The 17,024-nt window shown below is 40.7% G+C and carries 15 protein-coding genes; 9 read left to right on the top strand and 6 right to left on the bottom strand.

Going from position 1 to position 17,024, the window contains the following annotated elements; all coding sequences use genetic code 11:
• Positions 1 to 12: 12 nt before the first annotated feature.
• Complete coding sequence (locus tag C7391_RS07280; protein ID WP_133517893.1) at positions 13 to 558, bottom strand: hypothetical protein; 546 nt, start codon at positions 556 to 558, stop codon at positions 13 to 15.
• A 430-nt stretch (positions 559 to 988) separates the two neighbouring features.
• On the opposite strand from C7391_RS07280, the gene C7391_RS07285 reads away from it, so the two are divergent.
• The 5 genes from C7391_RS07285 (at position 989) to C7391_RS07305 (ending at position 4,343) form a co-directional block, all read left to right on the top strand.
• Positions 989 to 1,510: a 50S ribosomal protein L16 gene (locus C7391_RS07285; RefSeq protein ID WP_133517894.1), complete on the top strand. Its 522-nt coding sequence runs from the start codon at positions 989 to 991 to the stop codon at positions 1,508 to 1,510.
• A gap of 220 nt (positions 1,511 to 1,730) precedes the next feature.
• On the top strand, positions 1,731 to 2,339 hold the full coding sequence (locus tag C7391_RS07290) for a translation initiation factor IF-2 subunit beta (RefSeq protein ID WP_133517895.1): 609 nt from the start codon (positions 1,731 to 1,733) through the stop codon (positions 2,337 to 2,339).
• 64 nt (positions 2,340 to 2,403) lie between these two features.
• Complete coding sequence (locus C7391_RS07295; RefSeq protein ID WP_133517896.1) at positions 2,404 to 3,606, top strand: radical SAM/SPASM domain-containing protein; 1,203 nt, start codon at positions 2,404 to 2,406, stop codon at positions 3,604 to 3,606.
• 84 nt (positions 3,607 to 3,690) lie between these two features.
• Positions 3,691 to 3,993 carry a hypothetical protein gene (locus tag C7391_RS07300; protein WP_133517897.1) on the top strand — a complete coding sequence of 101 codons (303 nt, stop codon included), beginning with the start codon at positions 3,691 to 3,693 and terminating at the stop codon, positions 3,991 to 3,993.
• A gap of 14 nt (positions 3,994 to 4,007) precedes the next feature.
• Positions 4,008 to 4,343: a DUF3784 domain-containing protein gene (locus C7391_RS07305; RefSeq protein WP_133517898.1), complete on the top strand. Its 336-nt coding sequence runs from the start codon at positions 4,008 to 4,010 to the stop codon at positions 4,341 to 4,343.
• Between the two features lie 769 nt (positions 4,344 to 5,112).
• On the opposite strand, the gene tmk is transcribed toward C7391_RS07305, so the two are convergent.
• The gene (gene tmk / locus C7391_RS07310) at positions 5,113 to 5,751 is read right to left on the bottom strand and encodes a dTMP kinase (RefSeq protein WP_133517899.1); all 639 of its coding nucleotides are present in this window, start codon (positions 5,749 to 5,751) and stop codon (positions 5,113 to 5,115) included.
• Between the two features lie 90 nt (positions 5,752 to 5,841).
• Here tmk and serB point away from each other — a divergent pair, with 90 nt between their 5' ends.
• Complete coding sequence (serB, locus tag C7391_RS07315) at positions 5,842 to 6,762, top strand: phosphoserine phosphatase SerB (RefSeq protein WP_317852541.1); 921 nt, start codon at positions 5,842 to 5,844, stop codon at positions 6,760 to 6,762.
• Positions 6,763 to 6,886: 124 nt separating this feature from the next.
• The gene (locus C7391_RS07320; protein ID WP_133517900.1) at positions 6,887 to 7,741 is read left to right on the top strand and encodes a coiled-coil protein; all 855 of its coding nucleotides are present in this window, start codon (positions 6,887 to 6,889) and stop codon (positions 7,739 to 7,741) included.
• Positions 7,742 to 8,103: 362 nt separating this feature from the next.
• Here C7391_RS07320 and C7391_RS07325 read toward each other — a convergent pair whose 3' ends face one another.
• Together C7391_RS07325 and C7391_RS07330 are read right to left on the bottom strand one after the other, a co-directional pair.
• Positions 8,104 to 8,343: a hypothetical protein gene (locus C7391_RS07325; RefSeq protein ID WP_133517901.1), complete on the bottom strand. Its 240-nt coding sequence runs from the start codon at positions 8,341 to 8,343 to the stop codon at positions 8,104 to 8,106.
• Positions 8,344 to 8,564: 221 nt separating this feature from the next.
• The gene (locus C7391_RS07330) at positions 8,565 to 9,395 is read right to left on the bottom strand and encodes a sugar phosphate isomerase/epimerase family protein (RefSeq protein WP_166627450.1); all 831 of its coding nucleotides are present in this window, start codon (positions 9,393 to 9,395) and stop codon (positions 8,565 to 8,567) included.
• A gap of 228 nt (positions 9,396 to 9,623) precedes the next feature.
• On the opposite strand from C7391_RS07330, the gene ppk1 reads away from it, so the two are divergent.
• The gene (gene ppk1, locus C7391_RS07335; protein WP_133517903.1) at positions 9,624 to 11,798 is read left to right on the top strand and encodes a polyphosphate kinase 1; all 2,175 of its coding nucleotides are present in this window, start codon (positions 9,624 to 9,626) and stop codon (positions 11,796 to 11,798) included.
• A gap of 861 nt (positions 11,799 to 12,659) precedes the next feature.
• Positions 12,660 to 13,565 (top strand): hypothetical protein, encoded by a 906-nt coding sequence (locus C7391_RS07340; RefSeq protein ID WP_133517904.1) that lies wholly within the window; start codon positions 12,660 to 12,662, stop codon positions 13,563 to 13,565.
• A gap of 198 nt (positions 13,566 to 13,763) precedes the next feature.
• Here C7391_RS07340 and C7391_RS07345 read toward each other — a convergent pair whose 3' ends face one another.
• Together C7391_RS07345 and C7391_RS07350 are read right to left on the bottom strand one after the other, a co-directional pair.
• Positions 13,764 to 14,315, bottom strand: a complete 552-nt coding sequence (locus C7391_RS07345) for a hypothetical protein (RefSeq protein ID WP_133517905.1) — start codon at positions 14,313 to 14,315, stop codon at positions 13,764 to 13,766.
• A gap of 95 nt (positions 14,316 to 14,410) precedes the next feature.
• Positions 14,411 to 17,002 carry a CYTH and CHAD domain-containing protein gene (locus C7391_RS07350; protein ID WP_133517906.1) on the bottom strand — a complete coding sequence of 864 codons (2,592 nt, stop codon included), beginning with the start codon at positions 17,000 to 17,002 and terminating at the stop codon, positions 14,411 to 14,413.
• Between the last annotated feature and the right edge of the window lie 22 nt (positions 17,003 to 17,024).

The following is a 17,024-nucleotide window of genomic DNA, read 5'->3' on the forward strand; positions in this document are numbered from 1 at the left end:
TTTATTTATGTTTTATTTTTGAAGCGAATATTTGGAGTAATCACGTCCCAATTGGATGTTGATTGCCGTCATTTTCTTTGAAATGTCTTCAATAATCGCTTTTGATAAAGTGATGTTTTCGGCAAGTAATTTATCAACTGAATCCAATTGTTTCAAGGTATCTTCGACACGGTTCTCTTCTAAAATTGCATCCGTCATCATATTTTTAATAGATTCTAATGTGACGATAATTGTTGTCGAATTCTTAACCTGTCTTTTTCCAAGATGCGGGTACGGTCTTCCTAAAAATTTGCCTTCATTGATGTAATAATCCAATATTTCCGTTAATTTGTCGCTGTATTTTGAAATCGGAATTTTTACAAACGGCGGAGTTGTTTTGCCGTCTTCAACCAATTCAGCCCTTAATGCCTGCAAATCTGCTTTTAATCTCAAATTTAATCTTTCGGCGGGATAGAAAAAAACATCAATCGCATGCTGGTAATATTTGTAATTTTCAATATCAATCATTTGCTTTTGATATTCGTTCAACTGATCCAGTTTTTTTTCCGTTGCGCTCATTAACTCACCTTTTTAAACCAAAAATCTAAATTAATATTGTTTTTAGGATAACCTTTAAAATACTCCTGCCAGATTATATATTTTATCTCAATATTCTATATATATTTGAAGCCGTATTTTTTTGCCTGATTTTCGGTCACGACGGTTCAATCTTTCTTATCGCGGCCGAAGAATAAACTTTATAAACCCTGAATGTATTAAGGGGTTACAAATCGGGCTTAAAGTCTGTTGTTTAATCCGCGCCAAACGTTTAGGCTAACCGTCATACATAGGATGTTTCTTTAGAATGGCTGAAGAAGCAATGATGCACAAGCGGATTGTTTTTTGATGTTTAACAAACGGTTGGATTTATCGTTTTGTTTCATCGCATTCAAATTTCAATTTAATTAATACAATTAATTTACAATTTATTCATTATCGGAGAATTATTATGGTTAGAAAGCCGGCAAGTATGTACAGAAACATCAGACAGCGCTCCTTCACCAGAAGAAAATATATGGGCGGTGTTCCGGGTGTTCAGATTATCCACTACGACATGGGTAACTTAACAAGACAAGACTACCCTGTCAAATTATCATTGCTCGTTGAAGAAAAATGTGCGATCAGACACACAGCTCTTGAAGCTGCCCGTATTACCGCCAACAGACACATGGTCAACAAGGCAGGCAGAGGCAACTTCCACATCAAGTTGCGCGTCTATCCCCACGAAGTTCTCAGAGAAAACAAGCAGGCCACCGGCGCCGGTGCTGACCGTGTTTCCAGTGGTATGAGAGCAGCTTTCGGTAAGAACGTCGGAACCGCAGCACGTGTTGTGCCGCTCCAGAAAATCTTTACCATTTCCTGCGACAAGGAATATTTCCTCGCAGCAAAGAAAGCACTCCAAAACGCAGGACAGAAACTTCCGACACCCACCAGAATTATCATTGACCAGGGTGCCGATTTGGTTTTGTAAGCGCGTTGTTTTTAAAATAAATCCTTTTTAAAATCCGAATCTTTCGGATTTCTTTTTTCATTTTTATTTTCATTTGCAGCATTTGTTATTCTTATTTCAAAAAGCGGGCAGCTTTTTTTTAAAAGCGTTTAAAATATGCGCGTTGTAAAACCTTTTATAATATCTGGGTCTTCTGAAAAAGCATATATTATCATATTATCAAAAACAAAGAGGGAAAATTATGGACGATTATGAAAAACTTTTAAACAGGGCGATTGAACAGCTCCCTGAAGAAGAGACGACGGATGAGCGTTTCACTGTTCCCGAAGCAAAACTCTTCTCGGAAGGTAAAACAACCGTTTTAGATAATTTCTCAAATATTGTCGGTGTTCTCAGAAGAGACCCTGACCACGTTATGAAATATCTCACGCGCGAACTGGGTACCGCCGGCAAAATTGAAGGCGGTCGCGCTGTTTTTCAGGGACGCTTTACAAGAGATCAAATGGATGCCAACATTCAGAATTATGTTGACGAATACGTCATGTGTTCCGAATGCAACCGTCCGGATACAACGCTCGGCAAGCGCGAACGTGTTTTGATTTTACAGTGTGCTGCCTGCGGTGCGCACCGCCCTGTCAAGAAAAGACAGACAACGACAACCAAAGCCGTTGCCACACTCGAAGAAGGCAACACTTATGAAATCAACATCGAAGCGGTCGGCTCAAAAGGCGACGGCATTGCCAAGTTTGATAAATTCACGATTTTCGTTCCGGGCGGCGTTAAAGGCCAAACTTTGAACGTTAAAATTAAGAAAATTTCCGGTTATTTGGCTTTTGCCGAAAAAGTCTGATTTCCTATAGCCGTTTATTATAAACGGCTTCATTTTTTTATATTTATTATGCGGGTGTGATGAAATGCAGCAGCCTGTCAATGTTTTTAAAATGCCCGGCCTTTCCGTGAATGCGGTTCGGACCGATGAAGGCAAAATCAATCTTTCTGCCGGCGGTTTTTTAAAATTCGCGGCGCGTCCTTTTTTATCGGTTGCCAACAAGCATCTGAAAGATGAAAAGCCGGCCCTTGTCACAGAATCTGCCGTCTATCCGTCCTCCTGGCTTCCGCCGATTCCGAGCCCTGTTTTCAAACGTCTCGTGAAAGATGAAATCGGTATCGGCTTTGGAAAATATGTTCCTGAAACGGTTTCAATCGAAGTGACGCGTAAATTCAATGCAAACGCTGAAAGGTATGCCAAAAAAAATCGCACGGCAAATGTTAATTTTGATAATCCGCATTTTTCAGTCGACCCGTCCGCACCGCTCATTGAAAAAGCGATTGATGAGGCTTTGGGTATGGGTGCCGTTGTCATTACGTTCACGGAAGGTGACCCGCTGCTGAATGAAAATATTGTTGATTATGTTCGTTATGTTGATAAATCAAAAGCAGTTGTCATGGCTTATACATGGGGGCTGGATTTTGATTTGGAAAAAGCGAAGCAACTCAAAGAAGCCGGTCTTCAGACGCTTTTGGTCAGCATTTATTCAACCGATCCGTCTGTTCATGATCAAAAACGCGGTATTTCAGGCGCGTATGATAAAGCGGTTGCTGCCATTCAATTCGGCCTGGAAGCCGGACTCATGGTGACGATGGCAACGCATTTGGATGGCGCGAAAGTCGGTGAGATGGAAGGCTTATGGAAATTAGCAGGCGATCTCGGCGTTCATGAGTTTTCGATTTGGGAATCTGTTCCAACGCTTGAAGGCGAACGCAGGATGAGTGATGCCGAACGCAAAGTCATTAATGATTTTTACCGCAAAGTCAATGCGGTTGATGACGGTACGCCGCGTATTTTCTCTAACACGATTTTCGAAGGAGAAATGTTTGGCGCAATGGCAGGACGCCGTTGGTTGCATGTAACGACGGAAGGGGAAATGCAGCCCGACCCGTATATTCCGTTTTCTTACGGCAATCTGGATGAGGTGTCAATGAAAACCGCATGGAAGCGGATGCGCAAAGAATCTGCGCTTCGGGAAAAACGCGGGATGCATGTGCTTTATGACCCGATTTATCTTCAAAAGGTTCGGGAAGCCAACGGGTGGGATTTCAGAACACCGAAAGAATAAAAACGGCTGTAAACCTATTCATTACTTCATTCGTAATTTCAAATTTATTTGTGTTATTTTAATTCATGACAGGAGACTATTCATATGGCAAAAAAAGACGATATGGAAGAAATCATCGCTGATATTGACGATGATGACACACCGACCGCATATACGGAAATTAAAATGGGCGGCGGCTGGTATATGGCGATTTCTTTGGAAAGAAGCGAACGCTTTGACAAGGAATATGTTGAAATTTCAAAAGAGCGCGCCGGTAAAAAAAGAGCCCGCTTCAACTTAAGCCCCAAACACACCCGCGTTTTGGGCGAAGCGCTCATCAGATTCGCCGACGAAAATGATTTGGATAATTTTGTCAGCAAAAGCAGCAGTAAAGAAGATGACGAATAAGCGCGGCGATCACAATGGCGTTTGAAACTTCTTATCTCGCTTTTCTTTTTCCGGTTTTTTTGGCTGCGATGGCGCTGTATTTTTTCAGCGGCCGCGGTGCTTTCTTAATTTCAGGATACAATACGCTTCCGAAAGAAGAGCAGGAGAAATATAATCTGAAAGAGCTGACACGCGCGATGGGAATTTTTACAATCGTTCTGGCAGTTCTGATGACAGCAACTCTTTTTGCCGGGATCGTTTTAAACAACAGCATGTACGCTCTTGTCGGCATCATCTGCATTTTGGTTTTTACAGCCGGCTGGCTTTATTATATGAACCAAAGCAAAAAAATGAAGAACACACCTTTTTGATTCTTCATTTTTCGTTTTCATTTTTTTTGTTTTCAATTTTTTTCTTCATTTTCGTTTTCTCATTTCTATATCTTTTTAAATTGAAGAAAAGTTCGCGAACGACCGCAATTTTCGGTTTTTGTGAGCGAAGGGAGCAAAAATTGAAAAATGCGGATTATACGACTGCGCTGCCAAAAACAAATATCCCGACTGAATATGTCTGGAATAAATACTGCTGTTTAATGTGTTTTATTCAACGAATGGGACGAATCTCCAACTCCTTCTTTCACTCGCTTCGCTCGTGAAACGCGTCGTTGGAGGTGGTTGTTTTGGTTTTTCAATATTTTTGGGATAATCCGAAACATCTTTTTTGTCATATTCGTAAAACCGAACGCCGTCTAAACCTTAAATAAAAAATCTCTTTTATTTTTGGATTTTATCGGGCGTTCGGGTTTGAAAAAAAGAAAAAATGATGTTTCGTTTATTGAATTGAATAAAAGTTCACAAACGACCGCAAGACGAGATTTTGCGAATGAAATGAGCAAAATTGAGACTTGCGGATTCTTCTCCGCCGTTATTGAAACTACATAATACTTTAAGTCTGAATTTGTAAAATCAGGTTCTATCTAAGGGTTTTATTTAACGAATGAGTACGAATCTCCAACGCCTTCTTTCACTCACTTCGTTCGTGAAACGCGTCGTTGGAGGCGGTTATGTCTTTTTTTCGATTATTTTTCCAAAACTGCGTTTCAACACACGAAATTATAAAAAAAGGTTAAGTAAAGAAATATTATTTCAAAATCGCACGTATTTTTTCCAAAATGATTTTCTCATTCTCTTCCGGTGCCGCTTCGGCGTTCAAAATCACAAATCGGTCCGGCTCGCGTTCTGCCAGTTTCTTGAAATTTGCCGTCACTTCTTTTAAGAAATCGACGCGTTCGAATTTGGTTTGTGCGCCGCGGTCTTTGCAGCGTTCACAGGAAACTTCCGGGCGAATGTCAAAAAGAAATGTCAGGTCAGGCTTTCTCGTCCACGGCTCGTGCAGGCGGCAGACAAAGTTAAAGGCGTCGGAGATGGTTCCGTTCAGCGTCGCGCCTTGGTAAGCGCATCGGCTGTCAGAGTAGCGGTCGGAAACGACAAGCTTACCGTTCTCCAGTGCCGGAAGAACCGTGTCGGACAAATGTGCGGCATGGTCTGCCAGGAAAAGAAAGAGTTCGGCTAAGGGGTCGACATTATTTTCAATTGCCGCATATACGGCTTTTCCCGTGAGCGTCTCTTTTGTCGGCTCGCGCGTAAAAACAGATCCGCTGCAAGAGAGCGGCTCGGATTCATCGACTTTTTGGAGGCGGGAGAGCATTGTGCTTTTTCCCGATCCGTCGATTCCTTCAAAGGTTACCAACTTTCCTGATTTTCCCAACTTTTCGGTCATCAGTCAATCTTAGCGTTTGAATGATATTATTCTTTTCGTTCTTTCCTCATTGTAAATGATTTCTTGTTTTATCCACAAGGTTTAAAAGCAATGCCTGTCATTCATCAAAACTATTGCGATTCGATGTGTCAATTAATTTCGGTTTTTGTTAATATTTCAAAAAGCGACGGCACAGTGTCCGAACAGGTCAAACCGTTCGCCGCACAGCGCGGAGATACTTTGTATTATGAATCAATTTCTCTGGCGCGGCAATACTATCCCACAAAGCAGACAGGTTATGATTCTGTGAACTTTTCTCATTACAACAAAAAACCGGAAAATAATACATTTAAACTCTTTGTGTTCGACATGGACAGCACTCTGATTGATGCAGAAGTGATTGACGAACTTGCAAAGGCGGCCGGCGTTGAGGAAAAAGTTTCACGCATCACGGAAGCGGCAATGAGCGGTGAAATGGATTATACGGAATCCTTTCAAATGCGTGTCAGTTCTTTAAAAGGACTTTCTTACGACAAAGCGCTTGCGGAAACCGGCAAGATCCAATTGATGCCGGGCGCGGCCGAACTGATTCAATACATTCATGAAAACGGCGGGAAAACAGCGATGCTGACCTGCGGTTTCAGTATCATGGCCGACAAAGTCAAAGAGCAGTTGGGTTTGGATTACGTTTATTCAAACGACTTGGTTGTCAAAGACGGTTATTTAACCGGTGAAGCAACCGGACCTTTAATGGTCACGAATGCGAAAGAAGTCGTTTTGGGCGAACTGGTTAAAAAAACAGGCATTCCGTTTGAGGAATGTTTGGTTGTCGGCGACGGTGCCAATGACATATGCCTGTTTGAAAAAGCAGGGTTTTCGATTGCGTTTAACGCAAAACCGCGCGTTCAGGAAAAAGCGCATGCGGTTGTTTCCAAAAAAGATTTACGCAGCGTGATTCCGATCTTGGAATCCGTGACCGCGCCGACCGGAATGTCCGCGCCGTCTGAATCAAACTCAAACGCCGAAAACTAAAAACGAATTGCAAAATAATTTCACATTTATGAAATCCGAATTTCGGACAATCATAATTTAAGCCGCTTGGCTTAACGTACAGAAACCGGCCCGGGAACGTTTTTCCGGGAAGGGGGACCAAAATATGACGAATGAACTGCAAATCCGAAAAGCAGAATTGAAAGACATCTCTGAAGAGGCAAAAGAAAAGAGAAATCAGTTAAATGCCGAAGCAAGCAAATTTGCTGCTGAAAGAAATGAATTAAACAACAAGACAAAAGAATTGATTACAGTCGCACAGGACTTGAAAGTGAAACGTGACGAAGTGAACGTCAACGTCAGCAAATACAAGACCCTCCGCGATGAAACCAACGCAAAAGCCAACGATCTTTTCGCAAAGGCGGATGAACTCAGAAAGGAAGGCGGCCTCGCCGGTCCGTCCATTAAAGAAATCCGCAAGCAAATTGACGAACTTGAATTCAAGCAGCAAACCGTTGCGATGAACCCGAAAAAGGAAAAGGAACTCGTCACCAAAATCAAAGATTTGACGCTTGAATACAATGAAAAGAAGAAGCAGTTGGAAGAAAACAGCGACTTGAAAGCTGTTTTGGACGAAGCGCAGGTTATCCGCGACGAAGCATCCGAATATCATGCACAATTGGCTGTTTACGCTTCTCAGGCACAGGAATTCCACGAACAGATGATCGGCACCTTCAAGGAAGCTGACAAAATCCGTGCGGAATCTGATGTCGCGCATAAAAACTTCATCCGCGCGCAGGAAGCTGCTGATGAACAGCACAAAGTCTTCATCGAAGCCCAAAAAGAAATCCGTGACATCGACAAAGAGAACGGAAAGGCTAAGAAGAAGGACAAAGACGCAAAAACCAAAGTCGACAAAGAAGAACAGGAAAAAGATGCGCAAGACATCTTCGACAAGTTCAAAGACGGCGGAAAACTCACAATGGAAGACCTTATGGCCCTCCAGCGTTCCAAATATTAAGCGTCGTGTCGCAAGTTGAGATTATAATTATTGAATCAGCTTAAGGAGAACTCATTACTGTTTTTCTCCCGCGGCTTTAAAAAATCGGTCCCCTGAAAAGGCGGCAGCGGAATTATTCCGCTGTCTCTTTTTCAAACATCCTTTTTTTTAACGATTTCAATCCGCTTGTTTATTTCATTGAGCGAAAGCTATGGCTCTGAAAATTCATGAAATCGCAGTTTTTTAATTCTTTTTTCAGTTCTCTTATTGCCGGTCTTTTTTTTGTTTGTTTTCAGACGATGGCGTTTTTCTGTTTTGTTTATTTTTAAGTGGTGGTGTTTTTTTGTTTATTTTTTAAGCGGTGGTATTTTTTTGTTTATTTTTTAAGTGGCAGCAGGGGTTTGTTTTATTTTTAAGTGGTGGGGTTTGCGCGCGGCGGGCGGCAACGGCAGTAATGAGCAGCGAACATGAACGGTAGGTGCCAGCAGCGAACGCGAACGGCAAGGTAGCGATGCAAAACGGAATCGGCAAGGTAACAGTGCCACCGTTCGCGCAAGCGAACGGGTGTGATAAGAATGAGCAGATGCACACAACAAAGCAGATGCATACGGCAAAGCGGACACGCACAGAAAACCAGATATCGGAGAAAATAGAATTGATTTGAAAAACAGTTATTCGTTTTTGCTGTATCGACTGAGTACGAATCCGCTAATTTCCGATTCTTCACTCAGCTTCGCTTCGTTCAGAATCGAAAATTAGCGGGCGGTTGTTTTGGGTTTATTGTATATTTCAATCGAAATTTGAAGTTATCATTCAATAAATTCGGTTCAATCTTTATTTTGATTTATTCCGCGCCGGCTTTTTTCAGCATTTCTACTGTTTTCAACGCTTCTTCGACTGTTTTATTTTCGGCGATTAAAACGGCTTTGTCTTTTTTCGCTTTTTTGACAATCTGTTCCAAGATGTTAAATCCGATTGTTCCGTTTCCGAAACCGAGATGATTGTCAACATCGCCGGCGTTGTCATGAATATGATAATGAGCGATTTCTTTTTCTAAAAATTCGTTTAAATTGCCGGCGGTGTTCGCGTGACCGATGTCTAAAATGAATTCAAGGTTTTTTGATTTTAAATTGATTTTTTTCTCATCTTCCGGGGTTTTGAAAAGATAAATTTCGGCATTCGGCATGTTTTCAATGCAAATTCGAACGCCTGTTTCTTCTTTGATTTTTTCCAGCTCGGCCGTTGATTTTTCAAATGATTTGTATGCGGCAGGCAACGTTTGAACATCAGCGGCATAGCCCGGATGAACAACCAAAATCTCAATATTGTTGTTCATGCAAAAAACGGCGCTTTCATTGATGATCTCAACGCCGGCTTTTCGAATTTTCTCACGAACGGCGGCCAAATTAATGTCCAACGTCGGCGCATGAATCGAGTAAGAAAGAGAAAATGAAGATAATATTTCTGAAGAGTTTTCCGAATCGGGGCGAATAGTACCGGGATGGATGACATCGGGATGAATGACATTATGAATCCCTTCCGAAAAAATCTCCGCGTGCTTCGCTGATTTTTCAATTTCGGATAAAGCAAACGTCAAAGATTTGTTTGAATAAGCAAGCGTTGAAATCCCGATCATAAAAATAAATTTGAAATCAATGATAAATAAGTAATCCAAGCAGTATCCAAATAATATTGAACAATAGGGTTGAACAATAGGGTTGAACATCAGGGTTGAACAGTAGGGTTGAACAACAATGTTGATCAACATTATTCATTTTTTGTGAACGCTCCTGCTCGAAAAAGCCAACCGTTTTATATAACAATGGGCTTATAAAAATAACTGTGATTTAATTTAATGGTTATAGTTTAATAGTTAAATCTAATGGTTAAAAATGGTTTTATTATGAATTCGGATTCGCTTCCTCCCGCTGCAAAAAAAACGACAGATGTTGTTGATATTCCGGAATATGAAGATATTGTAACATCTTCTGATCCCGACCTTTATATCGATCGCGATTTCAGCTGGCTTTATTTTAATGACCGCGTCATGGAAGAAGCGTTGGATGGGAACAATCCGCTCCTTGAACGCGTCCGATTCCTTTCGATTTTTGCAAGCAATTTAGACGAATACTACATGGTGCGCATTCCGACTGTCAACAAAAGCATCTTAGAAGACAGCATGAGCCCGGGAACTGAAAATCACATTTATCAGGAAATGCAGAAAATTTACGCCGAACTTCCGGTCATGCTCGGGGGAATGGAAAATTGCTGGAGTAATATTCTGATGCCGGAGCTGAAAGCTCAAAACATTCACATTTTAGAATATTCCGAATTGGAAGATTTTCAAATCGAATACGTCAGCAAATATTTCAAGAAAAATATCTTCCCGCAATTGACGCCGCTGGCCTATGATTCCAGTCATCCGTTCCCGTATATCGCAAATCAGAGCGTTAATTTAGCAGTCATCCTTTCCGATACCGCTTACGGAAGAATTTTTGTCCGCATCAAAATCCCGTCCAACGTGAGACGTTTGGTTCAGGTGCCCTCCAAAGAAGACTTAAAATCAGGCAAAGTCGAAGACAATATGGCAGCCGGAAAATCCGGTAAATTCAATTTTGTTTGGGTCGATGATGTCATTATTGCTAATTTGGATCTGGTTTTTCCGGGTCAGGTGATTCAAGAAGCACACGCTTTTAGAATTACGCGTGACGGCGATTTGGGACTGGACGACGACGGTGACTTCAATTTAATGAAATCCATTGAAAAGAAATCAGGTGCCAAATATTTCGGAAATCCGCTTCGTATGGAAATCAATGACGGCATGTCTGATTACGTTTTGAAAATCTTAATGGAAAATTTAAAATTGCGTTCCACACAAGTTGAGGCACTGGCATCTCCTGTCGGGTTGTCTTCCATTTCAGAGCTTTGCGACATCAATCGCGCGGATTTAAAATATGAACCGTTTTCGCCGAAGAAAAAAGAGTATCTGAAAATCACAAAGAAAAACAATATCTTTTCAAAAATCAAAGCGAAAGACGTTTTGATTTATCGCCCTTACGACAGCTTTGAAACCGTTGTCGATTTTGTTCAGGCCGCGTCCGTTGATCCGGATGTTATCGCCATCAAAATCACGCTTTACCGCGTTGATAAGAAATCCAGAATTATCCAATACTTAAAAGACGCAGCTGATAACGGAAAACAAGTTGCCGTTTTAATCGAACTCAAGGCCCGCTTTGACGAAGAAAACAACGTCGCCAAAGCCAAAGAGCTGGAGCACGCGAATATTCACGTTGTCTACGGGGTCCCGAATCTGAAAACGCATGCGAAAGTCTGCATGGTTCTGCGCAAAGAAGAAGACGGCATCACTCCGTATGTTCATATGAGTACCGGCAATTACAACGCAACAACAGCCAGAATCTACACGGATTTTGAATACTTCACCGCCGACCCCGATATCGGTCAAGATGCGGTCGATTTGTTCAATTCGCTGACCGCTTACTCGCGCAAATTAAACTACAGAAAGCTTCTCGTCGCGCCGAACACGATGCGGGCCGAATTGATTTCCAAAATCCGCCGCGAAGTTGAAAATCATAAAACAAACGGCAACGGGTACATTCTTTTCAAACTGAATTCGCTTGTCGATCCCGAATGCATTGCAGAATTGTATAAAGCATCGGTTGCAGGTGTTAAGGTGGATCTTCAAGTCCGCGGCATCTGCTGCCTCCGTCCGCAAATTCCGGGATACAGCGACAACATTCATGTCACTTCAATTGTCGGCCGTTTTCTGGAACACGTTCGCGCCTATTATTTCTACAACAACGGCGATGAAGAATTATATCTCGGCAGCGCCGATTTAATGCAGCGCAATTTAGACAGGCGCGTTGAAATTTTATTCCCCGTCAATGCCGATTATTTAAGAAAAATCAAAGATGTCATCTTAGAAACACACTTAAAAGACAATGTCAAACTCAGAGTCGGTCTCCCTGACGGCTCATTCAAAAAAGTCATTCGACCGAAAAAGGAATCACCGCTGGACTCTCAAATTTGGATGACAGAAAATCAGGAACAATGGGATTAAATTCTCTGAATTTAATCTGCTTTTTTATTTTTTGTTTTATTTGTTACCTTTCGTTTTTGTTCTCTCTCATTTTTATTACCTTCCGTTTTTGTTCTCTTTCATTTTTTGTTACTTTCTTTAGTTACCTTCTGTTTTTATTTTCATTCTATTCTATCCAATATCGTCTATTCTATGTGTCTCATGCTTGTGTTTTTCCTTTTTCCTTTATTTGTCATCTCATTTATTCTATTTGTAATTATTTTATTAAATTTATTTTCTGTGTATTATATATAAGGGGTAGCGTCTTCTCACTCCGTTTTCTTAAATCGCTTGGTATATTATTTCTTGACGTTCTATATATTATTAGTCAAATTATTTAGATAACTTTAAATATACTCAATTTATACTTTACTATTGAGAAAGCTGCATCGATTGGGTATATCCCGATTGAAAAACGGTCTGCAGTTTTCTCACATTCGCAAATCACAATCGGTTTTCGAATTTGATTGAAATAGCGAAAAACAAACGTGTAAAAACTAAAGCCCATTAAACCAAAAAGTAAGCCTCTTAAACGCTCAGAAGGCATACCCCTAAAATAAAAACGAACGCCAAAAATCCTAAAACGAAAGAAGCAGGTGATTTTCATCTGTTTCTTTCGATAAAAAACGAAAAAAGAACTCAACATGAAGAAATCAGTACGAAATATTCTCCGATATGATCTCCATCTGTCACACCATTTTAAAGTCGGACATAAATTAAAAACACACACAAAAAAACTGAAAACATCTGTTCCGCGAGCGATATATTTTTCCTTATTTTCCGGGTGTTACCGGTTGATATCACTTGTTTTTTCCGGAATTAGTTACAACGGAGGAGGTTTAAATGCCAAAAATATTTCATAAAACCATTTCGGCTTTTCAAAAACAGTCGAAAAAGACAAAATACGCGGCAATCGAATGCCTGATTTTTTGTCTGGTGGCATTTACAACTCCTCTTCTCTATTTCCTTCCCGTTTTGGTAAATTATTCTTCCATACCAAACGGCAAAGAGGTTCTCATCTATACATTTTGGCAGTTTGTCAGCATGATTCTGCCGTTCATATTGATTATTTTAGTCGGAACTGTTCTTTTCATCAATTTTCGAATTGTTTTTGATTATAAATTGAAAGTTTGGTTCTACGGGATCATGTTTTCCGTCTCCAGCATGTATACTTTCCTTTTTTACAACAGTGCCATTTTGGTTGCCAATCCGTTAGCTTTCCGGCCGGAAGTCGGTCACATATATTGGCTTTTAATTGTTTTCTTCTATCCGCTCATTCTGAATTCTATTCTGTTATTGAAAGAATTTTCCGCCGCGGAAAAAAGTGAAAATTTTCAGCTCAGAATTACTTCAGAAGCTCTCCTTCTTCTGATTTATCTGATATTGGCAATTTCTGTCGGCCATTTGGAAGATCCGGAATTTGTCAGAGAATTCAATTTAACATTCCTTCTTCTTGTTCCCGGGACAATCGTCTTATTGGTTATGTATAAATTCCTGTTTCAAAAATCCGTTACCAATCGCAGCATCGCTTATATGCCGCTCGCTGTTTTTTTGGTTTACAGTTTCAGTTTTCAAATCGCGCCGGGCTATCCGGAAATGCTGTCGCGCAGCTTTGTCCTCTCCGAATATGTTTATTACATGGTCGTCGGCTGTGTCGTCTCATTCTTCTTTATGATTTTTGTCTGGTTCGTTAACCAAATCGGCTCCAAAATAATTCAGCAAATTTCAAAACCGGAGCCGCAAAATTAGGAAGAAAAATAAAAATGAAACGAAAAAACGAAACGAAAAAACGGAATGAAAAAATGGAATGAAAAAATGGAATGAAAAAATGGAATGAAAAATGGAATGAAAAAATGGAATGAAAAATGGAATGAAAAAATGAAATGAAAAAACGAAAAATAAAAACAAAAAATAAAAAAGAAATAAAAAGGCAAAAGGTAAGGAGAATTATTTCCAAAATTTATACCATTTTTTGGATTTTGATTCTATTTCTTTTTCCGTTTCTGTTTTTTCTTTTTGTTTTATCTCGTCTCCTGCTTTCTCTTCCTGTTTTATCTCGTTTTCTGTTTTCATTTCAGTTTGTTTTTCACTTTCGTTCGACAGCTTTAACTCCGACGCTTTTTGAAGCTGCGCCGCTTCAACCATCGGCTGTACTTGGAGCATATACGCCTGATATGTTTTCATTAATTCTCCGTAATTTTTATTAGACGTTTCCAGCTGGTCTTTTAAATCCGAAATGTGGCGGCGCTGAATTTCAATAATATTATTGTCAATTTCTTTTTGAAGCGCATTTTCTTGACGGCGGCCTGATCCGTTATAATAATTTTCCAAAGCTTTTGCCATGACCGCTTCCGGGTTCTTTTCCGAATTCATCTTCTCCTGAATATTTTTCGGCAGCGCAGGAATCATTTTTCTGAAATCCTTCTTTCCGGCTTTAACTGCTTTGATTTTCTTTTTGTCAACCAATTTATTTTCCGATTTCTTTGATTTTCCGGCCATTTCTTTTCACCGCATTTTCATCTATTTAAGACATTCTATATTCATTTTAAAATCCATTCTATATTTATTTTAAAAATCCGTTTGATAAATCCATTTTAAAAGTTCGCGTCCGCTATTATTTTTGAAATTCTTTCATTAAAGAAGCGACGATCCATCTTTTCCCATTTCAAATGGAACTCTGAAAGCAATATATCCATTTCTTCTTCCCGATAATTCTTATATTTTTCAAGCATCTCAAGCGTTGTTTCAATTTCTGCAACTCTCGTTTCGTCAGTGTTTCTCTTGCTTTCGCTTTCTTTTTCAATTCGCTCAATATAAGTGCCGATGACTTCCGCGGCAACCACTGCGTCATGGAAATCGCCGAGAATGTCTTGCAGCTCTTTGAATTCTTTAATCAGTTGACCGGCAGCATCTCCCAAACATTCTTTAAAGAAATCCAATGTGTAGCGGAAGTTTTTTGCCGCAATGCGAAGACGGTGTAATTTATCCACATAAATGTACGCGCCGTCCATCCATTCATGATAAGCGGTTATGTCCGCCGCCTTTTCGTACAAAATAGACGGCAAAATGTCGCAAATGCGAACCGGCGCAACATCTCCTTTCTTATTGATGCGCGGCATACCGAGGTAAGTGCTGTCATCAAATGTTTCTTTCAAATCGTCCATGAATTTCGTATATTCTTTTGACGTCAAATACTCAACAGCGACAACATGCGCTTTTTTTCTGTCCGCCGTCACAAAATCATAAAAGACTGACATTTTTTCTCGTTCAATCTTTTCTGATTCCCGCCACTCATCCGTCTTTTCTAAAAGAACATCCAAATCTCTCAATTCGCCGAGTCCCGAAAGCGTCTTCTTAATGCCCGCTTCCGTTTCGGTTAACCATTCCGGGTCTAAGAAATCTTTAAAAATCAAGTTTGACGAGCGCATTTTTCGAAGCGCGACACGCATTTCGTGAACATCTTCAATGTCTTTTGCCGCCAGAACGCCCGGCTCCGCCTTTTTGACTTCCGAAAGGCGGGCGGAAAGTATTTTCTCGGCGGCAACGGCCATCATGTCAGTCGCTTCTATTTTTAACTCCGATTTCAACGGTTCGCAGGGCTCATCCGTTTTCGGAGCATCGTTAATCGGATAATTAAATACAATCTCCGCGAGTTTTTTCTTCGGGATTTCTAAAACGGCTGCCAAAATAATTGCTTTCTTTTGATAAACGGGCGGCACGAAGAATCCTTTTTCCCGAATCGCCTTTTTGATTTTTTCCGGCGTCGGGTTTTTAATTTCTTTTATAATTAAGGTGAGCGCTAATGTTTTGATTTCATTCAGCGCGAGTTTTTCAATCGGATGCGTCAAAATAATATCGGCAGCAATATTTACATTTCTTTCAACCGATATTCCTTTTCCGATTTCCGAAAGCTGCGCTGCCGCGTTCAATATTATTTTGTCACTTTCAAAAAGACCGTGGGCGGGGGCAACATCATCAAACAATTTGCCGGCGCATTTTTCCCGTAATTGCGCGTGTGCAGGATCTAAACCGTAATATCTTGCCAATTCGCCGGCAGACCAAATTTTGCCGTCTTCAATCGGTTTTTGATAATAATAAAGTTCTTTTTCCTCCGTTTCAAAAACGAACGGAAACATATCGAGGCGGTTTTGATCGAATTCGGCTCGAATGTCTTCGATTTCGACCGCGGTTAAACTGAATGCCCGTGCCGCGAAAGCTGTCGTCATGCCGCTGTCAAGCGACAACAATATCGCCGCGCTGCGTGAAAATAAATCGCCGGTTTTTTCATTTTGATTTAAAAATCCGGTGCTTCCGAAATAATCTGTCGGGTCGGCTGTAAATTCTTTTTCCGAAATCTGAAACAATGCTGCTTTTTCCCGCGGCAGCAAAAAGCCGGAGCTTGTCGAGTCATATTCCAAAACGCTGTCCTCTTCTTCAGCTTCGTCAACATTTGTGAAATAAGATTTCTTTTCAATGCCGGAAATCACATTTCCTTCAATTTTGTCGCGATTGAAATATAATATCAAGCCGCGTTCAAATTTCGAAAAACGGCTGATTTCAATATTTTCTTGAAGGGCGGGGAGGGCTTTTATCGTGTCAATAAATTCCTGCAATTCACTTTCCGTTCCGTTTGCCAATTCAATTTCAAGTTCCGTAAAAGTGTGTTTCTGCTCCGAAAACTTCAAACTGACCAAATCCACCGACAAATCGCCCAATCTGTTTTCCGAAGGATTCAGAGTAATGTCTTCTTCTCCCGTTCCTTTTTTATAAACGGTTTTAAAAACACGATCCTGTTCCATCGTTAAAATTTCGGTAAGAACGGCGTCGCCGAGAATGTCTGTTAACATCTTTTCAAAAGCAGGATCGGATATGTCTTTAACAGTCGACTCAAGCGGCAGAGATTGAATCATTTCTTTGCGCCGGCAAGCGTCATCTTCTGACGCATCTGCTTGTTTCAGCGTCCAAACGGCATCTTCTCTTCCGGTTTCCAATCTTTTTCTCAAGTAAATGCCGAGCGAAAAAAGCAGCAAATCGGGCGTGTCATAAAAAATATCCGTGAACAGCGGGTGAGATTTGTCTTTGATTAGATAGTCTCCCGCAACCGCCAAGGTCGTTAAAAAGTCAAACGTTTCAGCATCTTTGATGCCGAATTTATATTCGATTTCCATTTTATTGATGCCGGACATTTTTGAATCAACCGTCTGTTTT

Origin of the sequence: Methanimicrococcus blatticola, assembly GCF_004363215.1 — an archaeon.
GTDB classification, from domain to species: Archaea; Halobacteriota; Methanosarcinia; order Methanosarcinales; family Methanosarcinaceae; genus Methanimicrococcus; species Methanimicrococcus blatticola.